Source organism: Pseudoalteromonas rubra (genome assembly GCF_000238295.3).
GTDB lineage: Bacteria > Pseudomonadota > Gammaproteobacteria > Enterobacterales > Alteromonadaceae > Pseudoalteromonas > Pseudoalteromonas rubra.
Genome location: NZ_AHCD03000027.1, coordinates 129,679 through 149,638, shown reverse-complemented (window position 1 = coordinate 149,638; position 19,960 = coordinate 129,679). Strand labels below are relative to the sequence as shown.

The following is a 19,960-nucleotide window of genomic DNA, read 5'->3' as shown; positions in this document are numbered from 1 at the left end:
GCAGCCCGACTAGACGTTTATCGAGACAGACCATGACAAGCAAACACAACCCGCAGACCCCCTCTTTGCCAGACAAGACACCGGATATTGCCATCGTCGGCCTGTCTCTGCGTTTTCCGGGCGCCGATAACAAACATCAGTTCTGGCATAATCTCAGTCATAAAATCAGCAGCATCAGCGAAGTGCCCGTTGAGCGTTGGGACTGGAAAAAATACTACGACCCAAAGCCTGATAAACAAGCACAAAAGAGCATCAGCAAATGGGGGGGATTTATTGGCGATATCGCCGGATTTGATGCCGGTTTTTTTGCTATCTCACCCAAAGAAGCGCAGAGTATGGACCCCCAGCAGCGCCTGAGTATGGAGCTGGCCTGGGCCTGCTTTGAAGATGCGGGCCTCACGCCATCGCAGTTTAAAAATACCGCCACCGGCGTCTATCTGGGGTGCAGCAATACCGACTACCAGGAGTTTTCGACCGGAAATATCGACCCGCACTTTCTGACCGGCATGTCGACCGGCGTGTTTGCCAACCGCATCTCGCACTATTTCAATTTTCAGGGACCCAGTGAAACCGTCGATACCGCCTGCTCTTCGTCTTTGGTGGCCATTCACAAAGCCATGAATGACTTTCGCTCAGGCGAGATCAGTGCGGCACTGGTTGGTGGCGTCAACTTACTGATCACCAAAAACCGCTATGTCAGCTTTAGTAAGCTGGGCGTGCTGTCACCTCAGGGGCGCTGTAAAACCCTGGATGCCGAAGCCGATGGCTATGTCCGTGGCGAAGGCGTGGGCATGGTGTTGTTGCTGCCAGTAGAGACCGCCAAAGCGCTGAATGCGACCATCTATGGCATCATCAAAGGCAGCGCTGTAGGGCACTCAGGTAAAACCAATACTCTAACCTCACCGAGTCCGTTTTCGCAGTCCCGGGTGATCCAGCAGGCCATCGACAATGCCCTGGTTGGCTCTGATCAGATTGGCTTTGTCGAATTACATGGCACCGGCACCGTACTAGGCGATCCGCTGGAGATCCAGGGCCTGAAACGCGCCTTTCGCGCCAGTAAACAGCAAACGCCCGATGCGCCTTGCTATCTCAGCACCGTGAAAACCAACATCGGCCATTTAGAGTCGGCTGCAGGTATTGCCGGGGTGATCAAAACTTTGCTGGCCTTTGAGCATGAACAGGTACCGCCGCTGCAAAACTTCGAGACGCTGAATCCAAAAATCTCTCTGGAGAAATCGCCGTTTAAGTTAGCCACCGAATGTGTGCCCTGGCCGGGCGAGCAGCGCCTTGCCGGCATATCTTCATTTGGCTTTGCCGGTGTGAACGCTCATGTGATCTTAGAATCACCGCAACGCTTCAACCCAGAGCACCCAGCGTTAGACACCGCCCTGCCGATCGTGCTGTCGGCCAGGACCCGAACCGCCCTCACGCAGCGTGCCGCAGATTTACTTGCCTATCTTGGATCGGACGAATCTGTTGAGCTGCAGAATTTAAGTTATACGCTCACGGTGGGCCGGGAGTCGATGAAACATCGAATGGGATTTGCAGCGGACTCGCTGGCCTCCCTCAAAGCGCAACTGAGCAAGTTTGTTTCAGGTGAGGCTGGCGACTGGCACTATAGCAAAGTTGCCGCCAATACAGATCAGCACGAGGTCGCACACGATACACTTGATGCGTGCATAACCGGCTGGGTACAGGGTGATATCATCGACTGGCAAACCAACTATAGCGACCTCTGTCCACAAAGGATCAGTTTGCCTGCCTATCCGTTTGAGCATAAACCTTACTGGCTCGATGCAGAAGGTGAAGCGCAGCCCTCACACCTGCACCCACTGCTGCATCGCAGTATGCCGGCACTGGGCGAGCTGCTCTTTGCCAGTGACTTTACGGGGAATGAATCCTTTTTACGTGACCATCAGGTGCAGGGGCAGGCTGTTCTGCCCGGCGTCTGTACACTTGAAATGGTGCATGCAGCCATGACCATGTCAGGTCAACTAACGGATAGCCAGTCACTGCGCCTGAGTCAGGTGAACTGGCTCAGACCTGTGATAATCGACGCGCAGAGCGGCCCCGTTTATTTGTCGCTAAAACAAAGCGGTGATCGGGTGACATTTGAGTTATGGCGCGAAGCACACGATGCTCGCCAGGTCTATGCCTGCGGTCAGGCCGAGGTCACAGAGCACGGCGTCACAACACAAGACATTGCCGCGCTATCTGCCCCCCGCACAGTCTCAACCTCCGAACTATATCAACAATTTAGCACAGCGGGCGTGAACTATGGCCCGGCATTTCAGCGCCTGACGACATTATCTGTGGCAGGTCAAAAGGCACAAGGCGAACTCAACCCGGTTATTGCCCCCGACTTTGCCTTTGCCCCTGAGCTACTAGACAGTGCCCTGCATACCCTGCTGGGCTTTGCAGAGGAAGCTCGCCCGGGACTGCCCTTTGCACTGGAACAGGCTGAACTACTCGCGCCACTCCCGTCTGGTAAAACCTTGATAGTCTGTGCGACCCAACATACCCATGCAGATGCCAGCAGCCAAAGATTTGATGTGGATCTGTGCGATGAACAAGGTGCGGTGTATGTCCGTCTGCGTGGCTTTTCGACCCGCTCTGCAACGCAAGATACCGATGCGACTCGGCTGTTTACCGTACTCCCTGGCTGGCAGCATCTGACAGCACTGCCGTCTGCTGAAACGACTCAAAGCAGCTTTGATTATCAGGGGCCTGCGTCACTTAAGCCAGCCTGGTGTTCAGACTCGGCGGAGCCCGCTGATCACCTGCTGTGGGTCGCCAAAGACGAATACGCAGATCCACTTACGCTGTTTACTCATCTCAAAGCCCTGATCGAACAAGGTAAAGGTACAGAGCCGCTGGCCATCACTTTGCTCACCTTCCAGACGCAGCAAGTGCATGACGAAACGGTTGAGGCACATGGCGCCGGGCTGATTGGATTGCTGCAAAGCGTGGCCCAGGAATACCCGCGCTGGAATGTGCGCATTGTCGATTTAAGTGCTGAATGCAAAGAAGAGACAAACCACTGGCAACAGGCTACTTGCTTACCAGCGGGCTTCTATGCGCACCGCGACGATATTTGGCATCGCTTCAGCGCCTGCGAGCACACCTACCTGGATGCAGATGAGTCAGCCTATCGCCAGGATGGCGTTTATCTGGTGCTGGGCGGCGCAGGGGGTCTGGGTCAGGTCTGGAGTGAATGGATGATCCGCCAATTCCGGGCACAAGTCGTCTGGGTTGGCCGTCGCGCGCTGAATGAAGACATAGAGCAGGCCATCAACCGACTGGGTGAATTGGGCCCTGCACCGCAGTATATTCAGGCCGATGCCTGCGATGAAGCGGCAATGCGAGATGTAATGTACACCATTGAGCAAAGCTATGGGCAGCTCCATGGCGTGGTGCATTCTGTCTTACACCTGGAAGATCAGAGCCTGGCCAACATGGACGACGCTCAGTTTCTGAGAGCTTATCAGGCCAAACAGGCCAGTGGTGAAACCCTGCTTAGCGTGTGTAAAGACCAGTCGCTCGACTTTGTACTACTGTTCTCTTCAATGCAGTCTTTCTCGCCTGCCCCTGGCCAAAGTAACTATGCTGCGGGCTGTCAGTATCTGGATAGTCTGGCTCGCTCGGCCAGTGCAGAGCTGCCCATCAAGGTGGTTAACTGGGGTTACTGGGGCGACGTTGGCCGGGTCAGCGACCCGTATTATAAGCGTAAAATGCGCCAGGCCGGGATTGGCTCTATCGATGCGCAAGCAGGCATGGCGGCGCTGGCAAAGTTCATGTCCTCTTCGCTGACTCAGGTGGGCGTGGTGAAAATGACACCAGAGCGAGCACAGGCGGCGCTGGTACGCAGCAGTTATTCTTCAGAGTGCAGCTATAACGCATTTCAGTCTGAGCAAGCTGCTCCTGCGCTGGCACTCAATACTCAACCCGCAGACGAAGAGATCCTTTATGCGCTGTGTCAGGCGCTCACTAATGCAGGCTGGCAGCATCCGGCTGAGCGCACCAAGGCGCTATCAGCCTTGCCGGATTACTTTGAATTATGGTGGCAGGAAACCGCGCGCTACCTGAGCGAGGCCGGTTTACTACAAGACGATGTGCTGGCTCTGCCCGAGCCACCAGCCAATCTGACCGTACTGGAACAGGATGACTATGCGCTGCTCAACGCGGCACTGACGACGCTGCCCGAAATTTTATCCGGCCAGCGTAAAGCCACTGATGTGCTGTTTCCTGGCGGATCACTTACACTGGTTGAATCGGTATATCGGGATAACCCGGTGGCCATGCATGCCAATCAGGCGCTGGTTACCCAACTTACCCACTATCTGGCAAATTTAGGTAAGCAGTCCATTAGGATCCTGGAAATTGGCGCTGGCACCGGCGGCACCACGCGCACAGTGCTGCCCGAACTGCGCGATTTTAATGTCACTGAATACGCTTACACCGACTTGTCGCAGGCCTTTTTCAGCCATGCCAAGGCACAATTTCAGCCAGACTATCCTTTTGTACAGACCGCCTATTTTGACGTCAGCAAGCCACTTGTTGAGCAACAAATTGACTTAGCCAGCTATGACGTAGTGATTGCCACCAATGTGCTGCACGCCACCGCAGACATGCTAAGTACACTGAATAACGCCAAGGCCTGCCTGAAGCGCGGTGGCCTGCTGTTGATCAACGAAGTGACTCAGCCGTCACTGTTTACTCAGCTGACCTTTGGCCTGCTCGAGGGTTGGTGGCTGAGCAAAGACACCACGCTGCGCCTGCCAGGCTCACCTTTGTTGTCGCAGCCGCGCTGGCAGCAGTTACTAAGCAGCAATGGCTTTGCGCTGGCAGCATCAGCCACAGACGCTCAATCGCCGCAGCAAGTGCTGTGCGCGCAAAGTAATGGCCACCTGGTGCAACAACGCTCAAAACCGGCTCAACAGACGATACAAATTTCAAACCACGATACAGCAATGCAACAACCCGAACAAACACAGACCGACTCGCAGCCTGCAGCAGCCAGCGCAACCCTGAGCGACTTCGTTGCCCAAACCCTCTCGGGGATCGCCAGCCAGGCGCTGAGCATGACAGCGGATGAATTAGACCCGGATGACTCATTTGCCGATTACGGCGTTGATTCAATCCTGGCTATTCAGATCCTCGATGAGATCAATGCCCGCTTTACTCTGAGCCTGCCGCCAACCTTACTGTTCGACTTTCCGTCCATCGCGACGCTGAGCGCACACATAGTGGCTGAGCACAGCGATAGGGCCATAGCCCTGATGCACAAAGCGCAGCCTGCCATGGCGACTGCGCAACAGGCTGCACCTGTATCGGTGCAACCCGCTACAGATGAAGTAAAACCGGCTCACCAAACCAGTCATAACAACGCAGACAAAATTGCCATTGTAGGCATGAGTGGTCAGTTTGGTGATGCCAGCAATGTCGACGAATTCTGGGAAATGCTGAGCAACAAGCGTACCTCGGTGCGTGCGCAGCAGCGCTGGGATTTAAGCGACTTGTCACCCGAGGCACAATACTGGTGTCGCTACGCCAGCCTGCTGGATGACATTGCCAGCTTTGACGCGCCGTTTTTCTCCATCACACCACAAGAAGCTGAGGTGATGGACCCGCAGCAGCGACTGTTTTTGCAAGAAGCCTACCGGGCGCTGGAAGACGCTAACATGATCACCCGGGCTGCCGGCAGCAATACCGGCGTTTATCTGGGCTGCGCGCAGGGCGATTATGCCTCGCTGGCATCCCAGGATGCTCCGGCGCAGTTGTTCTGGGGCAATGCGGGCTCGGTGATCCCGGCACGGGTTTCTTATTATCTGAACCTCAAGGGGCCGGCGCTGGCCATAGATACCGCCTGCTCGTCGTCATTGGTGGCCATGCACAGTGCCTGTCAGGCGCTGAAAAACGGCGAAATAGACGCAGCACTGGCCGGGGGCGTTGCCACCTTATGCACACCGCAGTTCTCACAACATGCGGGTAAGGCAGGCATGCTCAGTGCCGACGGCACCTGCTATACCTTTGATGACAGAGCCAATGGCTTTGTGCCTGGCGAAGGCGTCGGTGTGGTGGTGTTAAAACGCCTGAGCGATGCCGAGCGTGATGGCGATCATATTCTGGGGGTTATTTTAGCCTCAGCCACCAACCAGGACGGCACCACCAGTGGGATCACGGCACCCAGTTCGGTTTCTCAGCAGCAGTTACATAGCCGTATATATGAGCAATTTGATATCGCCCCGGACTCTCTGAGTCTGATTGAGGCCCATGGCACCGGGACCAAGCTCGGTGACCCCATTGAATTTCAGGCCCTGACCCGGGCATTTCGTGCAGCGACCCAGCACAGCCAGTTCTGTGCACTGGGATCGGTCAAAACCAATATCGGCCACTGCCTGACCGCCGCAGGCGTCGCCGGTGTGATCAAAACCGTGCTGGCCATGCAGCACAAAACCATTCCTGCTTCGCTGCATTATCAGCAGGGCAACAGCCATATCGACTGGCAGGATACGCCGTTTTATGTCGCGCAGGAAACACAACCCTGGAGCGTGACAGATGGCCAACCACGTCGCGCTGGTGTCAGCTCATTTGGTTTCAGCGGCACCAATGCACATCTGATCCTTGAAGAATATCAGCCGACAGAAACCACTGTGCGAGCAGGCAGCGCTAAGCCGGTGATCATTGCACTATCAGCCAAATCTCCCGAAGTGCTGCGTGACAAAGCCCGCAAACTGGCGGACTGGCTCGCGCAGGCGCAACTGGATGACAATGCACTTGAGGCCCTGGCGTATACGCTGCAAAGCGCGCGCGAAGCCATGGACTGTCGTCTGGCCTTTGTTGCCCACAACCTGGCCCAGGTGCACACCCAGCTCAGTGACTTTGCTAATCAACAAGCTGGCACCTACAAACAGGGCAACAGTAAACAAGGCAAAGCCATTCTGGCAGCGCTGGATAAAGAGGATTTTAACCGCTGGACGCAAGCCGGTGAGCTCAGCAAACTACTCGCTTTATGGGTAGTCGGTGCCGAACTCAACTGGTCTGCATTTTACCCAGCTCAGCCAACCTTACTGCGCCTGCCGACGTATCCGTTTGCCAGCACTCCATACTGGCTCAGCGGAGCACCCAAACTCACACAAGTGAATCCACAACCGGCCCCGACTGTGGTCACAGCAGACTCGCTGTTGCACCTCATCCCACAATGGCAACCGCTGGACGTGACTTCTCCGGAAAACTGGTCTGGCAAACGCCAGGTCATTACTCTGGCACCGCACAACAAAATACCAGATGCCATTGTGCTGCAAGATACATCAGGTGACACAGCACAGCGTATTGAGACGCTGACCATCGCCCTGATTGCACACCTCAAACAACTTGCCAGCACCACCGAGCCTTTGCTTATCCAGCTACTCGTGCCTGCGAGTGAACCTCTGCTGATGGCGCTGGCAGGGGTGCTGAAAACCGCCGCACTGGAACACCACCTGCTGAGTGTGCAGCTGATACAAAGCGATACACCTGCACAATTTGCGGCGCAACTTGTTCAGGCAAGCCAGTATACCCAGCACAAAGTGCTGCGTTTTACTCAGGGTCAGTGCGAGATACAAACGCTGACGCCACAACACAGCGAGGCGCCCGCTTTGATGCCGTGGAAAGAAAATGGCCTGTATCTGATCACGGGTGGCCTTGGCCAGCTGGGTCAGTGCTTTGCCAAAGAGATCCTCACTCATACCCGCCATGCCCAGGTCATTATCACGGGCCGTCGCACCGCACCAGAGTCGCTCAGCGACCTGGGAGATATAAGCCGAATTCATTATTACCAAACTGATATCAGCACTCAAACCCAGTGTTCTGAGCTGCTTAATCGCATTGGTGCGCAGCACGGTGCCCTGACCGGGATTTTGCAAAGCGCCGGTGTGATTGAAGACCAACTGATTGCGAGCAAGACTCCACAGGCAGTCCAGCGCGTGCTGGCGCCCAAAGTCTGTGGGGTGATGGCACTGGATGAGGCCAGCAAAGGATTACCGCTGGATTTCTTTATCTGCTTTTCATCCATTGCTGCGTGCTTTGGTAACCCGGGTCAGGCCGATTATGCCACCGCCAATGCCTTCCTGGATGCCTATATGATCAAGCGCCAGCAATGGGGTGAACAAGGTCAGCGCCATGGTTTGAGCCTGTCCGTAAACTGGCCGCTGTGGGCACAAGGTGGCATGCAAATGGACGCCGTTAAGCAGAATTTGCTGCGCTCGCAGGGCCTTGCCGCCATGCCTGATGAGCTGGGCCTGAAAGCCTTTTACCAGTTGTTTAGCGAGCCGCATACACAGCAGTGCTTTTTATTCGGTAACCCGGACAAGCTCACACGCTGGATAACCCCACAAGCCAGGACTCAAACTCCGAGCACCGCGCCACAAGGCGTAACCACGCTGAGTGATAGCGCATTAATGGACCACCTTAAAGCCGTGGTTGCACAAGTCAGTAAACTGCCGGTGGAAGAACTCGACAGCGAGCTCGATTTTAGAGACATGGGCTTTGATTCCATTATGCTGATGTCCGTCGTGCAGCAGCTTGAGGCCGATCCTCAACTTGGCCTGGACGCCCTGCCACCTGCATTGTTATTTGAGGTGAAGACCCTCAACCAGTTGCATGCATATCTTGTTAAACAGCAACCCAGTATCGCCACTGTGCAGGTAACAAAAGCGGAACCGGTCACCCAACAAACGCCATTAGGGCAACTGCCACTATCAAAAGCCCAGCAGGGTCTGTGGCTGCTGCACAAGCAAAATCCGGCGCTGAGCAGCTACAACATCCCGCTGGTATTCGAGCTTGCCAGCCTGGACATTGCCCGTATGCAGCAAGCACTGGACAGCCTCTGTCAGCGCCACCCTGCGCTGCGCCTGCGAATTAACGAAACTGACGGTCGCCCCTGGCAACAGATCCAGCCAGACACAATCCAGATTGAGCAAACGTCTCTGGCACCGACCTCTAAGGCAGCCCTGACTGACGCAATACAACAGACCATTGCAGTGCCTTTTGATCTGTCAGGTCCATTGCTGCGCGCAACTGCCTGGCAAGTGGCGTCGGGCGCTCAGTCACGCCATATAATGGTGATAGTGCTTCACCATCTGATCATTGACGGGGTCTCCGCCACCCAGCTGCTGTCTCAGCTGTGGCAGGCATATCATGAAGGCATCCCAACGGCAGCGCCCGACCAGGGCTTTTTCGACTATCTTGACTGGGAACAACAGCTGCTGACCAGTCCAAGCGCAGATACGCTGAGACAATTCTGGCTGCAGTCTCTGACCCCTGCGCACGCACCGCTGACCTTACCCGGTAAGCGCACGACGGAGATCTGCCCTGAAGAGCCAAACAGTGCGCGCGTGACGCTCAACTTGCCAGCTAGCACAGAGCAGCAGCTCAAGCAGTTTTTAACTCGCCACAAGCTTAGCACCTCGGTATTTTTCTTAACTGTGTTCCAGGCATTACTGAGCCGCCTCACTGGTCGCAATGAGCTGATACTGGGTACGCCTGTGATGCAACGACCCAAAGCCAGTATGGCGCAGTCGCTGGGTCTGTTTGTGAATCAATTACCTCTGCCACTGACCCGCAATAGCAGCACAGATTTTGTCGGTCAGGCCCGGGCTAATCAGATACAACTGGACGCCGTGATCAGTCACAGCACCCTGCCCTTGTCTGAGCTACTCAGTGCCGTCAATGCCCCGCGTATACCGGGGGTTCACCCGCTGTTTCAGATTGGCTATGCCTGTCATAACTTTATTCAGGCCGACTGGGTAGAGCACAATCAGGCGCTGCTGGGCGCACTGTGGCAGGAATTCCAGCAAGATGCCGAACTGGACCTGAGCCTGGAGGTCACCCCGCTGAGTGGCAGCTATCAGCTAGCGTTTAAATTTGCGACCCGCGCTTATGAGCGTCATATCGTGCAGGCACTCGCGGATAACTATGTGCAGTTGCTGGAAGACGTGCTGCTGCGTGGAGACTTACCACCTGATGGCCAGCGCCAGCCACAGGCACCGAACGCAACACCTGCCACTTTGGTTGACAGCTTCACCTTACAGGCCGCGCAGCACCCGACTCAGACGGCGGTCTCGTTTGCCGGTGCCACGCTGAGTTATCAGGCACTGGAGCAGCAGGCCAACCAGCTGGCCCATACTTTAATTGCCAGAGGTGCGCGGCCCGACAGCCGGGTTGCCCTGCTGTTACGCCCGGGTCTGGACATGATAGTTGCGATGCTGGCGGTGCTGAAAACCGGCAGCGCCTACGTACCGGTGGACCCCAACTCACCTGAGGACAGAGCGCGCTTTATTCTGGCCGATGCCGATCCGGCATTAGTCCTGACAAGCGACGATCTGGCGCTGCCTGTCGCGCACACTCAGGCGTACCGCCTCAGTGACTGCCTGCAAAGCAGCAAAATGGCCCCCGTCACCCCCCCTGGGATGCCCCTGGCACCGCAGGCGCTGGCCTATATTATTTATACTTCGGGCTCTACGGGTCAGCCCAAAGGCGTGCTGGTTGAACATCACAACATTACCGCATTGCTTAACAACACCCAGCCAGGGTTTGGGTTTAATGCTCAGGATACCTGGTGTTTGTTCCACTCGTTTGCGTTTGATTTCTCTGTGTGGGAGATCTGGGGCGCACTGGCCCATGGCGGCAAACTGGTGATAGTGGATGACGCCTGCAAAAAAGACAGTGCTGCGTTCGCGCGCTTTATTTACGATAACCAGGTAAGCATCTTAAATCAGACACCATCGGCGTTTTATCCGCTGATGACACATTTGCTGGCGCAACCGGCGCTGACACATTCTCTGCGTACCGTGATCTTTGGCGGTGAAGCGCTGGAGCTGAGTAAACTTACTCCCTGGTTTGAGGCAGCACAGCCGCTACCTAAGCTGGTCAACATGTATGGCATCACAGAAACCACTGTGCATGTCACCGAGATGCTTATCACCCGCAACTTGGTCGAGCAAAACCCGGGCAAAAGCATCATAGGCCAGCCACTGCCCGGTTATCGCCTTTATTTACTGGATGAACAACACAATCCTGTCGCTGCGGGTCAGCCCGGGGAGTTGTACGTCGGAGGCTGCGGCGTCAGCCGGGGTTATCATCAAAGAGCGGTGCTGACCGCAGAGCGCTTCATCCCTAATCCGCTTGCCGGGCAGAGCGAGGAACGCCTCTATCGTACCGGCGATCTGGCACGCCTTAATGCACAGGGCCAGTATGAATATCTGGGCCGCTGCGACGATCAGGTTCAGATCCGTGGACACCGTATTGAGCTGGGCGAAGTACAGCATGCCCTGCTGACCAACCCGGCTATTGACGATGCCTGCGTGCTGGCTGCCAGCAAACGCCATGGTGAAGTGCTGGTGGCCTACCTGGTCACCCAGGTGCCGCTTTCCGATGAAACCATTCGTGCCGAGTTATTAAAGGTTGTGCCCGAATACATGGTGCCGGCGTATTTTGTCTCAGTGCCCGCGCTGCCTCTGACCAACAATGGCAAAGTCGATAAACAGGCGCTGCTCAGCCAGTTGCCGTTTAACTCACAAACAGCGCAGGCCGGGCGCTCAGCCATGGAAGTAAGCCTCAGTGCAGCGGCCCCCACAGCTGGCGTATCAGGGCAAGATTTGCAGGCTGAGATCTCAGCCGTCTGGTGTGATGTGCTGGAAGTGGATCAGGTTGCGCCGGATGCGCCCTTTTTCACGGTCGGGGGCAATTCCCTGCTGGCCAATGTACTGGCCACCAAACTGAGCACCAGGTTCAATATCGTTCTGCCGCTGACGGAAGTGTTTCAGTACAGCACCATTAATGCCCAGTGCGATTATTTATCGACCAAAGTCACCAGTCCAATTGCAGCGCCTGTGCGCGCGCCAGAGCCGGTCTATCCTGTAAAGCCGACAACCGCCAATCAGGCCATTGCCATGATAGGTTTGTCCTGTCATTACCCGGACTCTCAGGACGCGCAGACATTCTGGCAAAACCTCATTGAAGGCAAAAACTTTGTTCGCCATAGTCAGCGCGCCGAGTCAGACGCAGCTATGATCTGGCTCGATACCTGGGTAGAGGGTCAGGATGCATTCGATCCCGGCTTTTTTAATCTCTCTGAAAAACAAGCTCGTACCATGAGCTATGCACAGCGACAGCTATTGCTGCATGCCTGGAAAGCGGTTGAAGATGCTGGTTATCGCAACGATCAGATCCCCAATACCGGCGTGTATATTTCCGCCTCTGGCGGCGATCTGACCGCTCTTAACCTGCATGACAAGTTCAGCAACGGGGAATTTGTCCTTAACGCCGAAGACTATGTTGCGTCAACGCTGAATCAGCCAGGCACGCTGCCAACCAGTATTTCCTATCATCTCGGTCTGACCGGCCCGAGCCTGTTTGTGCATTCCAATTGCTCCTCATCCCTGAGCGCACTGGCACTGGCCTGCTCGGCGCTCAAAGCCGGTGAAATTGACTATGCCATTGTCGGCGCTGCCTGTTTATTCCCGCAGCGCACCACAGGATACAAAATAGAAAAAGGCCTCAACTTTGCCCCCGATGCGCGCTGCAAAGTCTTTGATGCCCAAGCCGATGGCATGATAGGCGGCAATGGCGTCTCTGTGGTGGTGCTCAAACGGGCCGATGAGGCAACCCAGGATAGCGATCACATTTACAGCCTGATTAAGGCGGTGAAGGTGAACAACGATGGTAAAAACAAGGCGGGTTTCTTTGCCCCGGGCACCGAAGGCCAGATGCAGGTGATCACCCAGGCACTACAAAGCGCCGATGTTTCACCGGCAAGTATCAGTTATGTCGAAGCCCATGGCACTGGCACTGCACTGGGTGACCCCATTGAATTTGCTGCGCTGCAACAGGTTTATCAGCAGCATAGCGATGATAAACAATACTGTGGGCTGGGTGCCGTAAAATCGAATCTGGGCCACACAGACACCCTGGCAGGGCTTACCGGACTGGTGAAAACCAGCTTGTCACTGCACCACAAGCTGCTACCCGGCAGCTTGCACTACAACGAACCGAATCCACACCTCGACCTGGCCAGCTCTCCATTCTACATTGTTGACAGCACTCGCCTGTGGGAAACGCCTCTGTTGCCAAGGCGGGCTGCGGTCAGCTCATTCGGTATTGGTGGCACCAATGCCCACGCCATTTTGGAAGAAGCACCGGTGCAACCTAGTCAAAGCACGTTGAGCAACTTGCCTTCCATCGTCGTGCTATCAGCTGCGACCCTTGAGGTACTGCAACGTCAGGTCAGTGAGCTGCTGAACTGGCTTGAGGGTACCCTGTGCGATGATGCACTGAGAGTCAGCCTAGCCTACACCTTGCAAACCGGTCGCCAGGTGATGGCGCATCGCGCAGGCTTTGTGGTGTCTTCTCTGAACGAGCTTAAGACTCAGTTAAGTGCTTACCTTACCAGAGGCACGCAAACCACATTAAACCCGCTTCCCACTGGCACACCGGCCAGCTGGCTGGCACAGGGCAACTATCAGGCTATTCTGAGCCACTGGCTGGACACTGGCTTTCAAAACTGGGACTTTCTGTATCAGGGAGAGCAAGTAAGCAAGCTAAGTCTGCCGACTTATCCTTTTGATCTGAAGCCTTATACGCTCGGCCTGAGTCAGACTCAAACAGAAGAGCTGGTCGCGTGCACGCTGAGTGTGCCAAAGTGGCGCACTCAGCCGGTGAACACAGATAGTAGTACCGCAGCGCCAGACAGCACGGCGTCACACTGTGTGGTGCTGTGTGACCTGCCTGACTTTGAGGTCGCAGGCGCCATCACTCAATCACTTAGCTCAAGTCATTACGCACCAGAGCAGCAGCTCAATGATTATGCGACCCAGCTGCTCAACATAGTGCAGCCACTCGCTAAAACCAGGCAACCGACCCTGCTACAGCTAGTGATAGGCAACACCCAAACCGAGCCGCTGGCTAACCTCAACAGCTGCCTGCATGGCTTGCTGAAAACCGCCAGCATTGAACACCCGATGCTGCGCGCACAACTGCTGCTGGTCGATCCAACGCTGACCGTTGATGCGTTGCAAACCCTGCTGATCGATAACCGCAATGCGCCCGACTCCGTCATTGCTTATCAGGGTAGCACCCGTACAGTACTGGACTATCAGCCGGTGAGCGATGTGGATCCGGTCAGTCCGTGGCAACCCGATGGCGTGTATCTGATCACTGGCGGGCTCGGGGGCATTGGTCGTCACTTTATCGCCGAACTGGCCGCTTTACCGTTTGCCACCACCGTGATAATCACAGGTCGCAGAGCCACTGACGACGCTCAGGTACAGGCACAACTGCACGCTCTCAGACAAGGTCGGGTTAAACTGGTTTATCGACAGCTGGATGTTGCACAAAAGATGAATGCCCTGCTGCTGGTACGGGACATAGTACGCGAATTTGGCACACTCCATGGTGTGATCCATGCGGCCGGCATCGTGCAGGATACTTTGCTGTGCAATAAAACCCCGACCTCCTTTGCACAGGTGCTCGCTCCTAAAGTCACGGGTGTGGTTGCGCTGGATGAAGCCACAGCGGATCTGCCGCTGCGCTTCTTTGCCTGCTTTGCTGGGCTCAGTGGCGTGCACGGCGCAGCCTCTCAATGTGACTATGCCACGGCCAATGCGTTTCTCGACAGCTATATGCAGCAACGTCATATCCGGGTTGCCCGTGGTGAACGTCACGGTCAGAGCGCCAGTATTGACTGGCCTTTCTGGCAAGAGGGCGGTATGCAGCGCAGTGCGCAGTTTACCCATACGGATACGGCGATGCCTACCAACAGTGGCATCGACGCATTTTACCGGGCACTGCACCAACCTCAGACGCTGGTGCAATACATCCCGACAGAGCCGGTCATTGAGCAGCAAAACGCTTCCGCCATCACAACACCAGCGGCCCAGTTTACCAGTGAAGCCGCGCTGGACGCTGCGCTGACAGAGCAGCTGAGCACTATGGTGGCAGCTTTACTCGGCGTGCAACCGGGTACACTGGACGGAGATACTGATCTTGGCGAATTTGGCGCGGATTCCATCGCCTTCATTACCTTTATCAATCAGCTCAACAGTCGCTATCAGCTTGAGCTGTCACCCAGTGTGCTGTTTATGCACTCGACTCTGAACAGCCTCAGAGCCCATATTATCGCCGAATATGGCGATATGTTGATCGCCACGAACAACGAGACGCAAACTAGATCAACCGAAACAGAAGCAGAACAGATCCCAGTGAATGCATCATGCGATGAAGCAATTGCCATTGTCGGGATCAGTGCGGCTTTCCCCGAAGCCAGTAACCTCGACGCATTCTGGCACAATCTGAACACAGGCAAAGACTGTGTAACCCGCCACGACTGGCCACAGCCGCAAGACAGCGAGCTCAGCTGGCCCGGCGAAATTAACTGGCTGGGCCGTCTGCGACGCGACACCGAATTCGATCCCCTATTCTTCAATATTGCCCCGGCAGAGTGTGAGCGCATTCAGTTGCAGGAAAGCCTGCTGATGATGCATGTCTGGCAGTGTATTGAGAATGCCGGATACGACCCCAAATCGCTGGCAGGCACCAGCACCGGGTTGTTTATTGGGTGTCAGTCCGGGTATCACGAAGGGCTGATCACCTCCCCCGCATTCGCGCCGAACCGCATGAGCTACTTCCTCGACCTGCACGGTCCGAGCGAAGGGGTAGATACCACCTGTTCATCATCGCTGGTTGCTGTACATAAAGCCATGGCGGCGATCCGTATGGGTGAGTGTGAGCAGGCCATTGTCGGTGGCGTCAATATCATAGACACCCCCACCGCCTCAGTGGCCATGCAGGAGATAGGTGCACTGTCACCAGATGGGCGATGCAAAACCTTTGCTGCCGATGCGGATGGCATAGTACGGGGTGAAGGCGTTGGCATGATCATGCTGAAAAAGCGCTCGGCAGCCGAGCGCGATCAGGACGCCATTTACGCCACTTTGCTGGGGTCGGCGGTTAACCATGGCGGAAAATCACAGGGCTTTACCGTACCCAACGCCCGGGCACAAACTCAGCTGCTGGACAAAGCCTGGCGCAACGCCAACATCGACCCGGCTACACTCAGCTACATCGAATGCCATGGCACCGGCACCACGCTCGGCGATCCAGTTGAACTGGATGCACTCAAAGCGGCCTTTAATGCGCATCAGTGGCCAGCCCACTGTGCGCTGGGTTCAGTGAAAAGCAACATAGGTCATACCGAAATTGCCGCCGGTATCGCAGGTCTCATTAAGGTTGTTTTGCAACTTAAGCATCAGACTCTGGTGCCGTCGCTCCATGCGCAGGCACTTAATCCCTATCTGGCACTCGAGGGGACGCCGCTCACGGTACAAACTCAGGCGCAGCCCTGGGAGCACGGCGATACACCAAGGCGGGCAGCCGTCAGTGCCTTTGGGATCAGTGGCGTCAATGCCCATGTGGTGCTCGAAGAGTATCAGGCGAACATCACAGCGCAACACACAGCTCAGCCAGACACCCCAGCTATAGTGGTGCTCTCAGCCACCAGCAAAGCGGCGCTGGGGCACAAAGTCGCGGAGCTCGCCAATCACATCGCGACTTTACCTGACACGCCTGAGGTACTGGCACAGCTGGCCGCGACCTTAGCATTGGGCCGCACCGCTCAGGCGTACAGACTCGGCTGGGTGGTGTCCTCACTGAGCGAGCTGTGCACAGCCCTGAGTGAGGCCATGCCAGAACAAGCCCAAAAAGTTAGCCATAACATCAGCGAGCAGCTAGCAGCAGAGCAGTTGCTGACTTTGCATCAAACCAAAGAATATGCCGCCATAGTACGTCTGTGGCAATCCGGCAAAGTCGCGAGCTGGCAACCACTTTACCCAACTTCTTTGCCAAAACTGCACCTGCCTGGTACGTCTTTTATCAGTAAAAAAGCGGTTGAGACTGAACAAACAAATCCCTGGCTGCTGCTCGACAACCAATTTCACCCGGCTGCACTCAATCTGCCAGAGGACTGGCAGGCATCACTGAGTGCACAGCTGGCACACAGGCATATTTTGCTGGTGTCAGACACCCTTGCCGAGCTTGAAACCCTCAGTAAGCCGCTGCAAGCAAGCGGGTGTACGGTAACTTCGCTGTGCTTTGATCAGCTAAACAACTCAGTGCTGGATCCGGAAAATCTGCCGGATACCACTTTTGTGCTGGGCTCAGGCTCGTTGTCTGACCCTGAGCAACAAATAAAACCCCTGTTTGAGCTGATGCAACTGACCGCCTGCTATGATCATCACGCAATGCAGCTGTTTTATGGCACCCAAACCGACCCGCAAACAGAGACCCGGGATGACCTGAGTGCCCTGCTACGTTGTTACAACCTGCGCAATCCACAACATAGCTGGACTTTGCTAGAACAGCTTGATGAGAATGCTTGCCTGAGCGAACTATTGCTACAGGAGTTTGCCAGCACACTACTGAGCACGGCTGAGCAACAGCCGAATCAGGTGCAATACCGCGCTGGTGCGCGATTTGCGCTACAACTGACGCAACTGTCAGACGCAAACGACACGGCTAAATCTGAGTATGAAATACGTCGCGGTGGCACCTATTTGCTCGCCGGCGCGCTGGGCGAACTGGGCATGGCACTGAGCCAGCGTTTGCTGGAAGACTTTGATGCGACCCTCATCTTACTGGGCAGGCGCGATGAGCAAGCAGTGCAGCCACAGCTGACCCAACTCAGAGAGACGGGCAATGGCACAGTGCATTACCTGGCGTGTGATATTGCCGACGCCCAACAGCTGGAACAACTCAGTGCCTTACTGAGCGACAAGGCATTACAGCTCAACGGCGTGTTCCACCTGGGCACCACCTACACGGAAGAAGAAAACGACTGGGCCGACTTCGCCCGCTCAATGCAGGTCAAAGTGCAAGGCACTCAGCAGCTGGATGCCCTGTTAAGTAGCTACGAGCTGGACTTTTTTGTGCTGTTCTCTTCCATGGCCGTGTTTGGCAGCCTGAATCATCTGTCGTATTCATACGCCAATGGCTTTCAGAATGCCTTTGCCCGAGCCCGGAACCAAATGGTTGAGGTGCAGCAACGTCATGGCCAAACCCTGGCAATTAACTGGGGCTACTGGCATTCAGATGACCCGCTGAAAAGCATCGAGAACAGCTTTGCCGAGAAAAAAGGCTACCAGCTGATCCAGATGTCGGATGCCTTTGCGCAGCTGCCTAAATTACTGAACGCCGGGCGCAGTACCTTGGCTGCCATCTGCACCACAGAGCCGGAGCGTATTATGCATAACACTGCGGCACTGTTACAGCGTAAACGCCTGACGCAACCCCGCCTTGAGCACGGAACAGATGAGGTAACTGACGCGTCTGGGGATATCGCCGCTACCGTAGTGAGCATTGTTGGTCAGGTGCTGGGGATCGCCCCCGACGAGCTGGATCTGAATTGCGATCTGTATGATTATGGCTTTGATTCCATCTCATTGCTGAAAACCTTTCAGCAGCTCAAGGCCCGGCTCAATATTGATATTCAGGCCGATGCCTTTAAGAATATGAATACCATCCAGGCGCTGATCGACGAAATCGACAAGGCCCATGGCCAGACTCAATCTGATGACGATGCGTCATTGCCTGAGTTTATCGTCGATGCGGGCATTGATCTGCCGACACTGCCCGATGAAATCACGCATGCCTATAAGGGTGATGTCCGTCATGTGCTGCTCACTGGTGCAACGGGCTTTTTAGGCAGTCACCTGCTGGCAGAGCTGCTGGCCACCACCGAAGCAAAGATATACTGCCTGGTGCGTGCCAGCTCCGTTGAGCAGGCACGCAGCCGGATTGCCGATAATGCCAAACAGTATGCGCTGACTCTGGATCTGGATCTGGATCTGGATCGTATTGTGCCTATCCCGGGTGATATGGAGCAATCCCGCTTGGGCGTATCCGACGAGCACTGGACACGACTGTGCCGGGACATCCAGCATGTGGTGCATACGGCGTCATATGTGAACCATATCCAGCCCTACTTTGCCTTTAAAAAGTCGGTGGCTGGTACCAATGCCTTGCTAAAATTGTGCTGCACAGACACGCTGAAGATGATCCACTTTGTCTCCAGCACCACCGCCAGCACCCAGATCAAAGACTCGCACTTTTCAGTCAACCCACGAGAGTCCTTTATTCCAACTGACGAAGCAGCCTTGCTGTGCAGTGGGTACGGACAGTCGAAATGGGTGCAGGAAGAAAACATTCGTCAGGCATCACTCATCGGTGTGCCCTACACGGTTTACCGCTTTTCGGAAATTTCGGGCTCATCAACAAGTGGCATTGGCAATACGGATGATGTCTTCCACCGCATCCTGAAAATGATGCTCAGCGTAGAAGTACGCCCAGCTGAAAGCCCCTACATGCTGGATATCATTCCGGTTGACCGCGCGGCTACGTGTATCGTTGCAGGCATGAACGACCCGCAAAAACGCAATCAGGTCTATCACGTGGCAAACCCAGCACCACTGAGCATTGCAACCTTTTATGACTTTGCCGCTGAGCGGGGCCTGCGCTTTACCCACACGGATAAAGCGGAGTTCATTCGTGCCTGTGAAGCCTACGCGGCGCAGCGAGAAGGCAAAGATCAGGTCATTATGCAGGGCTTATTGTCATCACGCCCCGGTTACGACGAATACCTGTTTGAAGCGTATTTTATGCCGATGGACCCCTATGATAAGGACAACTTTATCGCACTGACAGAGCGCTATGACATCACGCTGGGCGACTGGGAGAGTTTGTTTGATACTTACTTTATCCAGTGGCTAGAAGACAGACACTATCGGGAGATCTGGCAGGAGAGTTAAGCACACTTATAACTGAGCGCTAATGATCTCCATATCGATCTAGTTCAGCCATAGCGACTTCATTAAGTCGCTATGGCTGCTATTTAAAATGCGCTTCAAAGCCAAACCTAGTGGGGTTAACCAAT

1 protein-coding gene is annotated in these 19,960 nt (G+C 55.3%); it reads left to right on the top strand.

Annotation, left to right across the window (positions count from 1 at the left end; all coding sequences use genetic code 11):
• Positions 1-32: 32 nt before the first annotated feature.
• Positions 33-19,835, top strand: coding sequence for a non-ribosomal peptide synthetase (locus PRUB_RS05080; protein ID WP_010384068.1), 19,803 nt, complete (start codon positions 33-35; stop codon positions 19,833-19,835).
• Positions 19,836-19,960: the final 125 nt, after the last annotated feature.

Coding starts and splice junctions, on each gene's coding strand:
- PRUB_RS05080 (WP_010384068.1), top strand. CDS start 33: ATGACAAGCAAACACAACCCGCAGACCCCCTCTTTGCCAGACAAGACA.